At 37.9% G+C, this 14,757-nt stretch carries 18 protein-coding genes; 9 read left to right on the top strand and 9 right to left on the bottom strand.

Features of this window, described 5'->3' with window-relative positions:
- The first annotated feature begins 24 nt into the window (after positions 1-24).
- The 4 genes from O0V13_RS09525 (at position 25) to rsgA (ending at position 3,382) form a co-directional block, all read left to right on the top strand.
- On the top strand, positions 25-705 hold the full coding sequence (locus tag O0V13_RS09525; RefSeq protein WP_268034747.1) for a DUF6624 domain-containing protein: 681 nt from the start codon (positions 25-27) through the stop codon (positions 703-705).
- A 389-nt stretch (positions 706-1,094) separates the two neighbouring features.
- Entirely contained in the window at positions 1,095-2,267 is a 1,173-nt protein-coding gene (locus tag O0V13_RS09520) for an alpha/beta hydrolase-fold protein (protein ID WP_268034746.1), read from the top strand.
- A gap of 51 nt (positions 2,268-2,318) precedes the next feature.
- Positions 2,319-2,480, top strand: coding sequence for a hypothetical protein (locus O0V13_RS09515; RefSeq protein ID WP_268034745.1), 162 nt, complete (start codon positions 2,319-2,321; stop codon positions 2,478-2,480).
- Between the two features lie 47 nt (positions 2,481-2,527).
- On the top strand, positions 2,528-3,382 hold the full coding sequence (gene rsgA / locus O0V13_RS09510) for a ribosome small subunit-dependent GTPase A (RefSeq protein WP_268034744.1): 855 nt from the start codon (positions 2,528-2,530) through the stop codon (positions 3,380-3,382).
- An 81-nt stretch (positions 3,383-3,463) separates the two neighbouring features.
- Here the strand turns inward: rsgA and O0V13_RS09505 are convergent, their stop codons facing one another.
- Positions 3,464-3,859, bottom strand: coding sequence for a DUF1573 domain-containing protein (locus O0V13_RS09505; RefSeq protein ID WP_268034743.1), 396 nt, complete (start codon positions 3,857-3,859; stop codon positions 3,464-3,466).
- A gap of 114 nt (positions 3,860-3,973) precedes the next feature.
- Positions 3,974-5,416, bottom strand: a complete 1,443-nt coding sequence (locus tag O0V13_RS09500; RefSeq protein ID WP_268034742.1) for an ATP-dependent DNA helicase — start codon at positions 5,414-5,416, stop codon at positions 3,974-3,976.
- A gap of 14 nt (positions 5,417-5,430) precedes the next feature.
- Between O0V13_RS09500 and O0V13_RS09495 the strand changes: the two genes are divergently transcribed.
- From O0V13_RS09495 to coaD, 4 genes are read left to right on the top strand one after another with little or no spacing between them, the layout of a single operon-like run.
- Positions 5,431-5,940, top strand: coding sequence for an NUDIX domain-containing protein (locus O0V13_RS09495; RefSeq protein ID WP_268034741.1), 510 nt, complete (start codon positions 5,431-5,433; stop codon positions 5,938-5,940).
- A 47-nt stretch (positions 5,941-5,987) separates the two neighbouring features.
- Positions 5,988-6,569 (top strand): hypothetical protein, encoded by a 582-nt coding sequence (locus O0V13_RS09490; protein WP_268034740.1) that lies wholly within the window; start codon positions 5,988-5,990, stop codon positions 6,567-6,569.
- A gap of 12 nt (positions 6,570-6,581) precedes the next feature.
- Entirely contained in the window at positions 6,582-7,400 is an 819-nt protein-coding gene (locus tag O0V13_RS09485) for a DUF3822 family protein (RefSeq protein WP_268034739.1), read from the top strand.
- Between the two features lie 3 nt (positions 7,401-7,403).
- Entirely contained in the window at positions 7,404-7,862 is a 459-nt protein-coding gene (coaD, locus tag O0V13_RS09480) for a pantetheine-phosphate adenylyltransferase (RefSeq protein ID WP_268034738.1), read from the top strand.
- 6 nt (positions 7,863-7,868) lie between these two features.
- On the opposite strand, the gene O0V13_RS09475 is transcribed toward coaD, so the two are convergent.
- A complete protein-coding gene (locus O0V13_RS09475) occupies positions 7,869-8,540 on the bottom strand; it encodes an NUDIX hydrolase (protein WP_268034737.1) in 672 nt (223 codons plus the stop codon).
- A 97-nt stretch (positions 8,541-8,637) separates the two neighbouring features.
- Between O0V13_RS09475 and pyrE the strand changes: the two genes are divergently transcribed.
- Positions 8,638-9,285 carry an orotate phosphoribosyltransferase gene (gene pyrE, locus O0V13_RS09470; RefSeq protein ID WP_326492714.1) on the top strand — a complete coding sequence of 216 codons (648 nt, stop codon included), beginning with the start codon at positions 8,638-8,640 and terminating at the stop codon, positions 9,283-9,285.
- A gap of 29 nt (positions 9,286-9,314) precedes the next feature.
- Here the strand turns inward: pyrE and O0V13_RS09465 are convergent, their stop codons facing one another.
- From O0V13_RS09465 to O0V13_RS09440, 6 genes are all read right to left on the bottom strand, one after another.
- Positions 9,315-10,505 carry a hypothetical protein gene (locus O0V13_RS09465; RefSeq protein WP_268034736.1) on the bottom strand — a complete coding sequence of 397 codons (1,191 nt, stop codon included), beginning with the start codon at positions 10,503-10,505 and terminating at the stop codon, positions 9,315-9,317.
- Positions 10,506-10,510: 5 nt separating this feature from the next.
- The gene (locus O0V13_RS09460) at positions 10,511-11,341 is read right to left on the bottom strand and encodes a type 1 glutamine amidotransferase (protein WP_442780917.1); all 831 of its coding nucleotides are present in this window, start codon (positions 11,339-11,341) and stop codon (positions 10,511-10,513) included.
- A gap of 38 nt (positions 11,342-11,379) precedes the next feature.
- Positions 11,380-12,498: a carboxylate-amine ligase gene (locus O0V13_RS09455; protein WP_268034735.1), complete on the bottom strand. Its 1,119-nt coding sequence runs from the start codon at positions 12,496-12,498 to the stop codon at positions 11,380-11,382.
- Between the two features lie 11 nt (positions 12,499-12,509).
- A complete protein-coding gene (locus O0V13_RS09450) occupies positions 12,510-13,466 on the bottom strand; it encodes an ATP-grasp domain-containing protein (RefSeq protein WP_268034734.1) in 957 nt (318 codons plus the stop codon).
- A gap of 29 nt (positions 13,467-13,495) precedes the next feature.
- Positions 13,496-14,209, bottom strand: a complete 714-nt coding sequence (locus O0V13_RS09445) for an esterase family protein (protein WP_268034733.1) — start codon at positions 14,207-14,209, stop codon at positions 13,496-13,498.
- A 100-nt stretch (positions 14,210-14,309) separates the two neighbouring features.
- Positions 14,310-14,720 carry a hypothetical protein gene (locus O0V13_RS09440; RefSeq protein ID WP_268034732.1) on the bottom strand — a complete coding sequence of 137 codons (411 nt, stop codon included), beginning with the start codon at positions 14,718-14,720 and terminating at the stop codon, positions 14,310-14,312.
- Between the last annotated feature and the right edge of the window lie 37 nt (positions 14,721-14,757).

The following is a 14,757-nucleotide window of genomic DNA, read 5'->3' as shown; positions in this document are numbered from 1 at the left end:
TATAATAAAAACTAAAACAATAAAATGAGGGCTTTTTCACTCCTTTTTCTATTTCTGACATTTTCCTGTGCAAAAGTGAAAGAATCAAAACTCCATCATGATAAAGCCATTCAAAATGTGAATTTGATAGCTACTCTCGATACGATCTGGGATACCGAACAAACTCCTATTAGGATGAGAGATTCACTTATGAAAATCTATGGAGCCGAATCTAAAGAATACCAATCTCAACAATTGATCTATGAAAAAAACCATGTGATTAATGAGAAAAAAGTAAAGGCCATATTAGATCAATACGGTTGGCCTTCCAAAGAAATGATTGGGGAGCATGGAAATTGGACTATAGCCAATGTACTCCAACATTCAAGCTATGAAATCCGCATAAAATACCTCCCCATGATGCGTCAGGCTGTCAAAGATAACAAACTGGAGGCTCGTTTTCTCGTACGTGCCGAAGATAGAATCGCCACCGATCAAGGGGAATTACAAATCTATGGAGGGCAAATGAAATACTACCCCGAAACCAAAACATTTAATGTCTGGCCTGTGCTCGATCCTGAAAACATAGATAAAAGAAGAGCGAAAATTGGATTGGAGCCTATTGCAGATTTTTTAAAAGAGCGGTTTGATTTTGAATGGGACCTAGAAGAGCAAATCAGAAGAAGTGAGGAATTTGAAAAAGCCCGATTTCAAAAAGAAAACTAAAAAAGCTCCTCGATGAAATTTGCCTGTCCTTCTATATTTTCAGGGTTTATTCAAGGTTTATCCAGAGATTAAACAGTGTTTTTTCAAAATTTTATTGTAAAAAGCTTGATTTATCTTTAGATAAAGCCTTTATAAAACCTACTTAACATTGATTTGATCAAAGCCCATTGAGAAGGATCATAGCAAGAATGGACTACTTAATCGCTTGAATAAGCCTTCTAAAATCAAGACTAGAGATAGTCTTGATTTATAAGTTCCAGGAATTGGTGCTGTTGAAAAGCAAAAAATTGGACTCTCGAATCCCCTTCATTTTTCAAAACAACTTTACCAGAGCTCATTTCGTAATTTTGGGATATATTTAAAATTCACCCACCTACAAAACCCCAAGAATGAATAAACCCATCCTAACTTTTCTTTTTGTCCTTTTTGGAATTACACAACTATTTTCCCAAGACATCGATCCAATTACAATTGGCACCAAACATAAAATTCACTCAACTATTCTCAATGAGGAAAGAGAATATTGGATCAACCTGCCTGAATCCTATGAAGATGAAGGAACTTCCTACAAAAAATACCCACTTTTAATTATTCTAGACGGAAATCTTCATTTCCAATCCATCACCGGAGCAGTCAATTACATGAGTTCCGGCTACAATGGAAACTTAAGAATTCCCGAAATGATCGTGGTAGCTATCCAAAATGTCAATAGAAGAAGAGATTTCACTCCGGATAAAATCGTAACAACTCGTCCCAATGATAGTGGTGGCGGAGAGAATTTTTTAAGCTTTATGGAAAATGAATTAATCCCTGAATTGGATCAAAACTATAGAACAGCGCCTTATCGAATTTTATTTGGTCATTCTCTAGGAGGACTTTTGGCAACTCATGCCTACATGAAGGAAAATACGAAATTCAATTCATTTATAGCTGTGGATCCAAGCTTTGGCACTTGGGACGACGAAACCATGGATCAAAAATTAGATACTCTTACTGAAAACTCCTTTGATAGATATATATACATTGCCACAGCCAATTGGGGAAAAAGAAACATCAGAAACAGAGACAGGCATGTGCGCCTATTTGAGTCTTTGAACAGTAAATGTGAAGGGGAATTTCCAGCAAAACTGGAATATTTCGAGGATGAAAACCATGGCTCAGTTCCTCAGATTGCATTTTATAATGGTATCTCCGCGATTTTTGAGGGATATGGAATTTATTACCGAGATATTGAAAGTAAAGATCAATTAGACGAACACTTTAAAGCACTATCCAATCGTCTTTCTTTTGACTTTTACCCACCTGAACAATTGGTCAATCGAATTGGATACACTTTCCTTCAAAGTAGGAATGATGTTGAAAAAGCTAAGGCCGTGGATTTTTTCATTCTAAATACTGAGTACTATCCTAACTCTTACAATGCTTTCGATAGTTTGGGAGAGGCCTATGAGATGCTTGGTAACTTTTCAAAAGCGATTGAAAACTACCAGAAATCATTAGCTCTCAACCCTGATAATGAACACGCTGCTAATAGAATATCTAACCTAAAGGAAAATATGTAAATTCAGCTGAAAGGATTTAAAGTCAATTTTTCAAATTAAATAGAAACCGCCATGACACTAGAGGAATTGGGATTTGATGAGAGGATGGCCAAGTATGGAAAAGAGCAGCACCTTGATTCTTTTTTGACGGGGAGAGTTACCTCTGAGCACAAAGAGCGATACATAGTAAAAACTTTAGAAAAGAATATGACAGTGAAATTGTTGGGAATTTAAGATTCACTGCCAATAGCAGAGAAGATTTTCCTGCTGTAGGAGATTGGGTGGCAATTTCTAAATACAACGAAGACGAAGCTTTGATCCATGCCATTTATCCTAGAAAAACAATACTGGAAAGGCAAGCGGTAGGAAAGCATGGAGAAAAGCAGATTATCGCAACCAATATTGATTTTGCCTTTATAGTGCTGGCTATTGACCGGGATTTTAGTATTAATCGGATTGAACGCTACCTCACGATTTGCAACAACTCCAAAGTCAGTCCTTATATCATTCTTTCCAAAATTGATTTGATAGATGAAGACGAATTAAGTTCTTTGGTATCGAAGGTTCAGGAAAGAATACCCCATATACCAATTTTTACAATCAGCAATGAAAATTTATCCGGAATTAAAAAAATAAGAGAGGTAATAAAAAAAGGCAAAACCTATTGTCTTCTTGGTTCATCTGGTGTTGGTAAATCCAGTCTATCCAATATTCTTTTAGGTAATAACTCCATGAAAACTGACATAATCAGTACTAGCACCAATCGTGGAAAACATGTTACCAGTCACCGAGAATTATTGATTTTGGAAAATGGAGGAATCCTAATTGATAATCCAGGGATGCGAGAAGTAGGAATGGCCGATGTAGGGAAAGGACTTGAAGAGACTTTTGACACAATCTATGAATTGTCCAAGGATTGCAAATTCAAAGACTGTACACATATAAATGAAAAAGGTTGTGCAGTGATTGAGGCAATCGAAAATGGAGATCTTGCTTGTTCTACCTATGAAAACTTCCTCAAAATGGAGCGGGAAAAATCACATTTTGAGTCTACTGTGGCTGAAAAAAGAAAAAAAGACAAGCAGTTCGGAAAGATGATGAAAAACTTCAAAAAGGATCAGGGGAAGCTTAAATAAAAGACAAACGAAAAAGAACCTCAGTATTTTGCAAAAAAAAGCCCCGAAAATTCGGGGCTCTCATTTTTTTCATTCTACAGATTACTTCGTTTTAGGAAGCACATTAGACTTTAATGAAATTTTCTCAATCGGTTCAGAAGCATTTGAATAAATCCTGACTACAGAATTCTGAGCTCCCATTTTTCCTGCGGAATTAAAGGAAACTTGAATTTTAGCAGTAGCACCCGGTGCTACAGGTTCCTTTGGCCAGCTAGGCACAGTACAACCACAGGTAGCAGCCACATTAGAAATAATCAATGGTGTATTCCCTGTATTGGTCAATTCAAAGGTGTGAGAAACTTTATCACCTTGTTTGATATCTCCAAAATCGACTTCTTTCTCTTTGAACTTGATTACCGCTCCAGTTTCACTTTGAGCGTTAGCCTGAAATGCAAAAACCAAAGCAAACAGACTTAAGAACAATCCAATTTTTTTCATAATCATATCGGTTATTAGTTTCAAATATTCATTTTTTTGAAGCCTTATCAAAGGCCTGTTGGGTTATTATACTTTAAAAACCTTGCCAAAGACTTGATGGTTCAATTTTAATTCTCAGCTCTCAGACGAATTTCCATTGAAAAAAGTTGGAGAAAAATTCACCAAATACAATTCTTCAGAGGCTCTGGTAACAGCAGTATAGAGCCATCTCAAAAAATCCTTGTCTATTTTATCATCAGGTAAATAACCTTGATCCACAAAAACCGCCTGCCACTGCCCTCCTTGCGCTTTATGACAAGTCAATGCGTAGGCAAACTTTACTTGAAGTGCATTGAGATAGGGATCTTTGCGTATTAATTCCTGACGTTCATTCTTGTTAGCTATATCAGCATAATCCTCAGCCACTTGATTATACAGACTTCTATATTGCTCCCGAGTCAGAGATGGACTGGATGAATACAAAGCCTCTAAGAGAACTTTTGCCTCAAAGTGTGGCTCATCTGGATAATCCAATAAACGAAGCTCCAGAGTTGCAAATCGAAAACCGTACAATTCTTCGAAAGACCGTATTTTCATAATTTCTGCCATATCGCCATTCGCCAAAAAATTCACTTTTTCAGACTCTGCCATATAGGTATAATTATTTTTAACAATCATTAACAAGTCTCCGGAATTGATCTCATCCTCGAAAAAATGAATGACTTTCCGGATATATAGATTGTACTGGACAGCATTCTTATTGGACCGGGTTACGATCACAGTGTTGTCCATACCAAACTTATCATATGCATATCGAAGCCCATCTTCTAGCCTTTCTCCGGTCATCTTAAAGATATCCTTGAAGGAGGAAGTATTTAGATGAATTTCAGGGTTTTCTTTAGGAATGGACTGCCTCAATTGAGTTGCATTGTATAAAATCCCCGACTCAAGTCTCTGTCTCATCACCTCCACTAACTCAACCTGATCTGCATGAAGCCGGAAATAGCGTTGGAGATAGTTCGAATCAAGCGCAGGACTATATTCACTTCCAACTGGCGGTAGCTGAGCGGTATCTCCTACAAGGATCAATCGATTATCCTCGCCTGAAAAAACAAAGCGTATCAAGTCTCCCAACAAGTTGCCAGACATGCCTCCATCATCAGCCAACATGGAAGATTCATCGACTATAAACACGGTATTTTTATAATAATTCTTTTGGAGGATAAAACCCATTCCAAGGCCGCCAGAGTCCTCTTTTGGCTTATAAATGATCTTATGGATGGTATAAGCCGCACGTCCACTATAGTTACTCATTACCTTTGCTGCCCGGCCTGTTGGAGCAAGCAAAAGCGATCTCATTTGTAATTTTGGAAGGCTTTGAACCAATGCAGAAATCACTGAAGTTTTACCAGTTCCTGCATATCCTCTCAGGACAAATGTTGGCTTCTCATCAGGTGTTTGAGCAAGAAATCCATCCATTTTACGAAAGAATTCTGACTGCCCTGACGTTGGAAAGTAGGGGAAATTACTTCGAATCAGGTCGGACGCTTTCCATTTGGTCTGATTATCTTTAGCCATAACAACGAAAGTACATGAAGCAAGACAAAATCGGCAATGAAATAAATGCAAAGTTTGGCAACCATCTTCGCACACGTGTCAATGGGGTTTTTATTCTAGAAGATAAAATTCTGATGATCCGTCATTTGATGGGAGATCAAAAGGAATTTTGGTCTGTCCCAGGAGGTGGAATGGACTATGGAACCAGTGCCAAAATCAACTTGAAAAGGGAATTTCAGGAAGAAACCGGATTGGAAATTGAAGTTGGAAATTTCCTTTTTGTCCATGAATTTTTCCGTCCGCCCTTACATTCTATGGAATTGTTTTTTGAAGTTTCATATATTTCGGGAGAAATAGCACTTGGTACTGACCCGGAATTGGATAAAGACAATCAAATCATGACCGATATTGCCTGGATGAATATTTCGGATATCCGTTCATTGCCTCGGGAGTCAGTTCATCAAATCTTTTGGGATATTAAATCCCTTCAGGAGCTAGGATTGTGTAAAGGATATTTTAATTTTGAAAATAATTATCTAAAATAGCACGATTTAAAACCATCAACCTTACCCAGATTTAAAATTTCAACAAAATGAATCTAACCAAAGTATTATCTATTGTTTTCTTCGTCGTAGCGATCGGCTTAGGCTACCTTCTATGGAAAGGTGTGGACGATGTAGTGGAAACAGAGAAAAGAATTGCCCTTGTAGAAGGAGCTATCATTGAAAAACTACAAATGCTAAGAGATGCTCAATTGGCATATCAAGCATCCAATGGTGAGTACGCCGGAAATTGGAATGATTTGAAAAACTTCATCCAAAACGGTGAAATTTGGCTAGTTCAAAGAACTGAAACTACCAAATTGTTGGAATATGGTAAGGAAGAGACTACTGTAGAATTCGATACCTTGGGATCTGTGCCTGTAATTGACTCTTTGTTTAACACTAGAAAATATCCTGACTTCAATTTGGAGACAATGGCAATCGTGCCTGCATCTGGTGGAAAGCAATTTGAATTCTTCGCTGATAAAATCGAAAGAAACAGCTATGAAGTCAACGTTTTCGAAATCAGAGATCCAGCTCCAATGAATCCTGAAAGAAAATTGAACAATAACGAAAAAGCTCTAAGAGTAGGATCCAGAACTGACGCTTCTACTGAAGGTAACTGGAAATAATCCCTCCTAATTTTGGAAAATACTCTCAAAGTATTCAAAAGTGATAAGTTTGATGTGGAAGACACAGCGAGCTTATCACTTTTTTTATACCCTGATTTTTTGGTGATTTTTGCCAAAGATCAAAATCAGGCCAATATCGGCATTCACTTTTATCCCAAAATAAGCTGGGAATCCATTGATCAATTGATTTTAAGCGATCCTCTTCTTCGAATAGATGTACCTGCAAAGGTTTATATTCATCACAGAGGATTCAGCTTAGTTCCTGGAGTCCTTTTCTCATCTGGAAATGAGGCTAATTTCCTTTCATTTATCCAGGATATGCCGGCCAACCCTTTCTATTTCAATACCCCCTTGGACAGCAACAATCTGCAAATCGTATCATTTGTAGATTCAAAACTCCACAAATCTCTTCAAGCACGGTTTTCCGAACTGAGCTTTTATCATGGTAGCGCCTCATTTTTGTCCTATCTGTTTAAAGAGAGATTTAACTTGATCGGACAAGAAATCTTGATCAACCTTTTTGGTAATAAAATGTATGTAGCTGCATTTACAGATCAGGAGCTCAGTGCGTTTAACTTATTTCATATTGAGTCCAAAGAAGATATTCTCAAATATGTAATGATTCTGATTGAGCAACTGAAATTCCAGCGAAATCTTGTAAGAATCAACATCTTTGGTGTTCCTTCTAAAACTGACATAACTGAAGATTGGGGAAAAGAATATTTTCAAAATTTCAGAATTTTGACTCCCCATGCCAACCAAAACTATTCCCATGGATTCAAGCACCTCAAAGATTTAGGGTTGTTTGAGGTCTCTTGGCAATACCAATAAATCATGAGTAAAATAGCCATTTTTCCAGGTTCTTTTGACCCCTACACAATGGGGCATCACGACATTGTGATGAGAAGTTTAGATCTTTTTGACGAGGTCATTATTGGAATAGGATACAATTCAACCAAAAAGAATCGCTATTTCGATATTGATTTGATGGTAGAAAAAATCGAAAGTGTATATACTGAAATCCCTGGCGTGAAAGTCATTGTTTACAATGAACTGACTTCTACCCTTGCAAAAAAACATGGGGCTGGTTTTTTAATTAGAGGATTAAGAAACACAACTGATTTTGAATACGAGAATACTATCTCACAAATGAATCGATATCTGAATGAAGATTTGGAGACAGTTTTTTTGATCACCTCTCCACAATACGCGGCCATCAGCTCCACAGTGATCCGTGAAGTCCATCGATATGGAGGAAATGTAAGTGAGTTTCTTCCTTACAATATTGAATAATCCTTCTTAAAGGTGGTTTTTCAAAAATTGCTTAAACAACCATCTCATAGAAGGATATGAATTGACCAAAGCAGTTTTTGCATCACCTTCTCTGAACCATCGGATGTCTTCTATTCCTTCTTCTTTCTGAGGCTTCATTCCTGCATCTGAAACGTTATTCATCGCATACCAATAGGTCTTTTTTAGAATGCTTTTCCTGTTTTGGGTATAGGTATGCCAGGTATTGCATATAGGCTTTCCAAGCTTTACCTGAATAGCACATTCTTCCTCCACTTCTCTGACAGCACACTGCTGAGGAGTTTCCCCTTTATCAAATTTCCCTTTTGGAAAATCCCATTTCCCTAGTCGATATATTAAAAGAATTTTATCCTTTTTGGTCACAATGCCCCCTGCAGCTTTAATGGTTGTAAAACGGCTTTTGACAAATTTCTTGAGGGCATTCTTATCACTTGACACCAAAGTAACCGAATCCAAATCTTTCAACTTTCTCGTCCTCATCTGATACAAAATCCGAATGATCAGATCATGAGATGGTTCTTGAAAAAGAATATCCTCTTGCCATTGAGATGCAGGGGGAAGATCTTCTGACTCAGAAAATATAGCGTCGTATTTTTTAGATGGATGAAGCTCTTCGAAGCTGATTAAGTCCAGAGGCTTGTCATTGACAAAGATTCGCATGCAAGAATCGTCGATTGGTGTACTGTGAATGGTCAAAAATGCATAAAAATTTTGCTTACCACAACCTGATCCATTCTTAATCACTTATTTTTGGGACATGAAAATTCTAGACTCTTCCATCGCAGCAGAGGTTGCTGACCAATTACTTGAAATTGAGGCAATTCGATTACAGCCTGAAAAACCGTTCACGTGGGCTTCAGGTTGGAAATCTCCAATTTATTGTGATAACAGACTTTCACTTTCCTTCCCGAAAGTCAGAAATCTAATCAAAGAGAACCTGGTTAAGTCTATTCAGCACTTTTTCCCGGAGGCAGAAGCAATTGCCGGAGTAGCAACTGCTGGAATTCCTCAAGGTGCACTTTTGGCCAATGACCTAGACCTTCCTTTCATCTATGTCAGGTCCAAACCAAAAGGACATGGTATGGAAAACATGATCGAAGGTAAAGTGGTCCCAGGACAAAAAGTTGTCGTAGTTGAAGACTTGGTTTCTACCGGAGGAAGCTCTTTGAAAGCCGTTCAGGATTTGAGAAATGCAGGGTTTGAAGTAATGGGGATGGTTGCGATTTTCAGCTATGGATTTGGAATAGCAGACGAAAACTTCAAAAATGCTGAGGTTGATCTAATTGTTCTTTCCCATTACGAAGCTATGCTTCCTAGGGCTGTAGCAAGAAATTATGTGAAAGATGAGGTATTGAATTCCTTGGCTGATTGGAGAAAAGATCCAGCAGCATGGAATCCTCAATAAACAATGATTGCCGGTTTAACCCGGCATTTTTATTTCTCGAATAATCCGATCGATCCTCCTACCCAATCTTTGTCTTTATTGAATTTGACACCGATCATCTCCCCTCTACTCAATCGACAAAGATTCCCTACCAAAGTAGGCTTTTCATCCTTTTCAGGCCATAAGACCAGTATTCTCACCTCTACTTTCACATTGCCGTCAATTGCCTGGATAACAGGTGAATAATTCACTTTTTTTTGCAGGATAAACAAATCCTTCTCCAGTACTTTTTCTATATCCTCCTTTTTCACATTGAAGACCACTCCAGCTCCAGAAAATGAAAAAAGTGGTTTTAGGACGTAATTTTCAAGGTCCTCAGGGATATCCTCCAACTCGCTGAGTAATGTAGTCTCAATAAAATAGGGACCCGAAAGATACGGAAGAATAAACTTGGATATCCTGGTATACCAATTAGGATGCCCAGCCCATTCCACATCCAAATCATCTTGAAAACTAAATGCCATATCCAAATCAGGCCTGGTATTCAATTCATCAAAAATCACCCGATTATAAATTCTTTTGACCTGAATTCTCCTCCCTTCAGAATTGGTGTAATAGAGTTTTTTACCATCCTTTTCAATAGCTGTCACGCAAACAAAAGGAACTCCTAAATCTCTTTGGCAATAGTAAAAGTCAATTTTGGTGTTTTGTTTTTCAGGCTCAATCTCCAGTAAAATCACTTCCTCAGGAGAATATTCTCCAAGGATGACTTCCCTGAGTTTTTCCAAATAACTTTCTTCATTCAATCCACTCAGATAGGGAGTATAGCTTTCCAGAAATGGATAAGTCTCCTTGAATTTCCGATTGAGATTGAATTGAAAGTTGAAAATGGAAGGAAATCCCTGAACCTCTATAAGTTTTGGAATCAGCCTACCATCCTCCACACAAACCCCAAAATCAATCGCCAAAAACTGGGTATGAGCATCTTCATTTGGAACGCTAGTATTTAAATCCAAAGCCTTTTGGGTGATCGCTTTGAAATCAGGCTTTTTGATAAAATCAATTACCTGATCACATGCTTCCACCAATTGCTTTTGAAAATCCTTTGGAATAAAAAAAGGGCTTTCCGCAATCCGAAAGGTTGGTTTATGATTAAAATCCTTTTCTACAGAATCCAGAAAATCCCGATAAGTTTCAGGAGAAAAATGACTATTAAAAATACTTCTAATCGGTTGAATCATAAATATCAAGTCAAAACTTCAAGATCTCTCCCTCGATGCTTTCGAATGCTATTTTCCAAGAAATTTGGAATCAAAACTTCATTCGTTTTATAAATTTTATTTTCATCTACCAAGTCTTCCAGCATCGTCCTGAATTTGGCTTTTCCTTTTAGGGCAATGATTTTTTCTCGAACCTCAGGCTTTTTCAAATGAGCCAAAAAGGAAACTGGATCTGCTTCCGGATGAAACTGAGTTCCAACAATTTCATCTGAAAAACGAATGGCCATAATAGCCCTTTCGTACTCCACATGATTTCTGATTTTCTCAAGAGCGATAATTTTCGATCCCAAAAGTTTAAACTTCTTGTGATCGGGTTTCAAAACTTGGAAATCACGGCTATCTACAGCCCAAAACGGATTATCCAAATTGCGGAAAAGTTTATCCTGCATTCCATCAGAAGTTTTATGGATTGCAAAAACTCCAAAAGAGGTCGACTTTCTTTTACTGATTTGGCCTAGACCAAAATGCCTACAGGCCATCTGGTATGAGTGACAGATTAAAAGAAGGTATTTTTTTCGGCTATGATTTTGATTCCAAATCCAGACTTGATCCAAGAAATCAAAATATTTCAAATCCCAGTTCCCATCTCCCTCCAAAGGATTCCCAGGGCCACCGGTCGAGATGAAAAGATCAAAATCTCTTATCTCTGGTAACTCAGCCTTTCCCCTGACATCGAAAATCTTATAAGAAATATCCTCATTGAATCTTTCTACAATTTCACGGATACAACGCATCCCTTGATTGGGCTCTCCATCGTACATATCCAGTATCGCCAAATGCAATTTTCTCTTCCCCAATTTCTTGAAATTTAAATTTCTACAAAGGTAGCAATTGCTTAAATCCCTTGATTAAATTTTCCGACGATATAATCCACTACCTGCTTGGTATCCTTAGTCTTTTCGAAGACTGCCAATTGCTGGTCTGCTCCTGTTCCTCGGGCTAGTATTTGATGTACATATTCGATTTCCTGTCTACTGCCCAATTCATCCACCACATCATCGACAAAGTCCAAAAGCTCCAAAATTAAATCTTGGGTAGGTACCTCAGTTTTTTTACCAAAGTCTATCAATTTACCTTCTATTCCATTTCTTGCAGCACGAAATTTATTCTCACGGATCAAGGCAATTCTATAAATATTGAAGCTCGTATTGCTCATCAAAAGCTTGTATAGCTTTGCAACTACTGCTTGGATTAATGCTACCACACAGATTGTTTCATCCACCGTTAGACACATATCGCAAATCCTAAATTCTATGGTACTAAAGAATGGATGCATCCTCAGATCCCACCAGATCTTTTTAGGATTATCAATGCAATTGGTCTTTACCAAGATCTCCAAGAAATTATCATAGGACTGGACTGAATCAAAATATTCAGGCAAACCCGTTCTAGGGAATTTTGCAAAAATCTTAGCTCGGAAAGCTTTAAACCCCGTATCTCTACCCTCCCAAAACGGAGAATTTGTGGTCAAAGCATAGATATGCGGGAGGAAATAACAAGCCTGATTCATCAGCTGAAGAGCGATCTCTCGACTTTCAATCCCAACATGTACATGAAGTCCAAAAATCAAATTGGACCTAGCGATATCCTTCAGTTCATTGACTATATTATGATATCTCGGATCATCTGTAATTTCCTGATCTTGCCATTTGGCAAAGGGATGTGTGCCTGCAGCTCCAACCACCAAACCTTGGTTCCCAGCAAGTTCTGAAATCTTGTTTCTAAGAAAAGAAACTTCCTTTCTCGCCTCCCCCACGTTCTTACAAATATTGGTACCAACCTCCACTACAGACTGGTGCATTTCTGCCTTGACCTGTTCTCGAAGGTGTATTTTCCCACCTTCCACAATCTTGGACATGTGAGATTTCAAATCCCTGGTTTCAGGATCTATTATCTGGTATTCTTCTTCCACTCCCAAGGTAAAAGGTGGGAGTTTTTTAATTAATGCACTCATAAATTCTGAGATTAAAACCTCTTGGCTGTTTCGGCAGCATTTCTTACGAAAGTCCCCCAGGTCAAATTCATTTTTCCTGGTTTTTGGGCTTTGGCATAGGATATAGCCATTTTCGAAACTTCTTCAACCACCCATTCAAAATTTTCCTGCCCTACAGAATTGATATCTGCATCAGGAGCTGGATTGCCGAAGTCAATGGCATAAGGAATCCCATCCCTTACAGCAAACTCTACCGTATTAAAATCGTATCCCAAGCCTTTGCAAAGAGCAATCGTATATTCTTTGACTTTGGCCAAAAGCTTTTTGGAGGCTGGCGGACCATCCACCACATATCTTAAATGATGAGGATTTCGAGGTTCATATTGCATGATTCTTACTGCCTTTCCTCCCAGGCAATACACTCTGAAATATTCGTCAAAAACAATTTCCTCCTGAAGCAGCATGACCAATTGACCTGTTTCCGGATGTTTCTGGAAAAACTCCTCTTTATTTTCCAATCGATAGACATTTTTCCAACCACCCCCTGCATAGGGCTTCATATAGGCAGGAAATCCGATGTAGTCAAAAATCCCTTGCCAATCCAAGGGAGCAACCAAATTTCTAAAAGATTTGCTGGTCGTATCCGTAGGATGTTCAGCGGATGGTAAGATCACAGTTTTCGGAAGCGGAACCCCAAGTTGATCTGCTAGGCAATTATTGAAAAACTTATCGTCGGCACTCCACCAAAATGGGTTGTTGATTACTGCTGTACCTGTTAAGGCTGCATTTTTCAAATAAGCCCTATAAAATGGTACGTCTTGGGAAATTCGATCAATAATAACCGCATATTCGGTCAATTCATTTTGGATTACCTTATCGATTTTGACTGCTTCTGCAACTATTCCTTTTTCAGCTTTTTGATTGACTCTATCAATGAAAGCTTGAGGAAAGGTGTCCTCCATTCCGAAAAGTATTCCAATCTTTTTCATAAAATTTTAATAAAAAGGTGATGGTTGATTTAATCAAATTTGATCCGACTGAGATAATGAGGAAACATTTCTTTCCAAAGATCCCAATCGTGAAGGCGGTTTTGCCTGATATCCAGCCAATGATTGATCTGTTTTTTATTGAGACAATCATCTAATTTGAGATTTGCGTCAAAGCAAATATCCCAATTGGATGTTCCCAAGACGATATCCATATTCCAAAGCTCAAAATCGGTCAAACCCGGAAGATATTCCAAAGGACTATTGTAATAAATATCATCATGCTGATATCCATCCATAAAACTTCGGATATCAAAAGCTCCTGACATACTAAACATGTGACTTACATAGCCTGGATGCCTAAAGGCAAAATTGGCGGCATGATATCCTCCAAAACTACAACCTGCCATTACAACTTTAGCAACAGCAGTATTTAAGCGAATCCGCTCAACCACCTCGTGACAAATCATTTTGTCAAAGGCTACTTGATTTTGGATCCGATCATGTGGGTGAATATTCTTGTTGTAAAAGCTGTCAGCATCATTACTTTCCGGACAAAATATCTGAATTAAGCCTTCTTCGATAAACCATCGAGCAGATTCGATCAGACCCATATCCTTATTTTCATGAAATGAGCCTCGAGAAGTAGGAAAAACGACAACAGGATATCCTGCGTGACCAAAGGACAACATCTGAACATCCCTATGGAGGTGTGGGGAATACCACTTAAAATATTCTTCTTTCATATAAGGCTCCTTGGGGACAGTATTTCAGGACTTTCTGAAAAACTATTCAAAATAAACTGAAAAGCAAAGAACCTTCCTTAAAGATTAGGTCAAGTTTTAATTAAACTTTCACTTCAGACTTGGAATGCACAGGATATTTTTTGGCAACAAAAAACTTAATTACTCCAATTAAAATAGAAAGTAAGGCACCACCAACTAAAACCCACTTGCAAGTTGTAAAAAATGAAGCCAATAAAACTAAAAGATGACTAGATGTCGGAAATGAATTTAATATTGCAGTCACACTTATATTTTCTAGAAGATCAATCCCAGCAATCAAAAAAGGAAGAAAAATTATCGGCCGCTTTCCAAATAGTTTATGCAACACTCCAAATAAGAAAAGTGAGTAAATGAATAAATATGGAAAGTCCAACATCCAAATACCTAATTTATAGAGGTTTCTGGTTTCCAAATCCATTGCACTTATAGATTGAATTGCCTCCCAATAGGTATAGGCAAATTTTAAATCCAAAGCATAATCTTTGGGCATAAAATTAGAAAGCAAGAAA

Source organism: Algoriphagus sp. PAP.12 (assembly GCF_026652115.1).
GTDB lineage: Bacteria > Bacteroidota > Bacteroidia > Cytophagales > Cyclobacteriaceae > Algoriphagus.
The sequence above is the reverse complement of the archived record's forward strand: the minus strand, read 5'-3'. Positions and strand labels throughout refer to the sequence as shown.

Coding starts and splice junctions, on each gene's coding strand:
- O0V13_RS09525 (WP_268034747.1), top strand. CDS start 25: ATGAGGGCTTTTTCACTCCTTTTTCTATTTCTGACATTTTCCTGTGCA.
- O0V13_RS09520 (WP_268034746.1), top strand. CDS start 1,095: ATGAATAAACCCATCCTAACTTTTCTTTTTGTCCTTTTTGGAATTACA.
- O0V13_RS09515 (WP_268034745.1), top strand. CDS start 2,319: ATGACACTAGAGGAATTGGGATTTGATGAGAGGATGGCCAAGTATGGA.
- O0V13_RS09505 (WP_268034743.1), bottom strand. CDS start 3,859: ATGAAAAAAATTGGATTGTTCTTAAGTCTGTTTGCTTTGGTTTTTGCA.
- O0V13_RS09500 (WP_268034742.1), bottom strand. CDS start 5,416: ATGGCTAAAGATAATCAGACCAAATGGAAAGCGTCCGACCTGATTCGA.
- O0V13_RS09495 (WP_268034741.1), top strand. CDS start 5,431: ATGAAGCAAGACAAAATCGGCAATGAAATAAATGCAAAGTTTGGCAAC.
- O0V13_RS09490 (WP_268034740.1), top strand. CDS start 5,988: ATGAATCTAACCAAAGTATTATCTATTGTTTTCTTCGTCGTAGCGATC.
- coaD (WP_268034738.1), top strand. CDS start 7,404: ATGAGTAAAATAGCCATTTTTCCAGGTTCTTTTGACCCCTACACAATG.
- O0V13_RS09475 (WP_268034737.1), bottom strand. CDS start 8,540: ATGCGAATCTTTGTCAATGACAAGCCTCTGGACTTAATCAGCTTCGAA.
- pyrE (WP_326492714.1), top strand. CDS start 8,638: ATGAAAATTCTAGACTCTTCCATCGCAGCAGAGGTTGCTGACCAATTA.
- O0V13_RS09465 (WP_268034736.1), bottom strand. CDS start 10,505: ATGATTCAACCGATTAGAAGTATTTTTAATAGTCATTTTTCTCCTGAA.
- O0V13_RS09455 (WP_268034735.1), bottom strand. CDS start 12,498: ATGAGTGCATTAATTAAAAAACTCCCACCTTTTACCTTGGGAGTGGAA.
- O0V13_RS09450 (WP_268034734.1), bottom strand. CDS start 13,466: ATGAAAAAGATTGGAATACTTTTCGGAATGGAGGACACCTTTCCTCAA.
- O0V13_RS09445 (WP_268034733.1), bottom strand. CDS start 14,209: ATGAAAGAAGAATATTTTAAGTGGTATTCCCCACACCTCCATAGGGAT.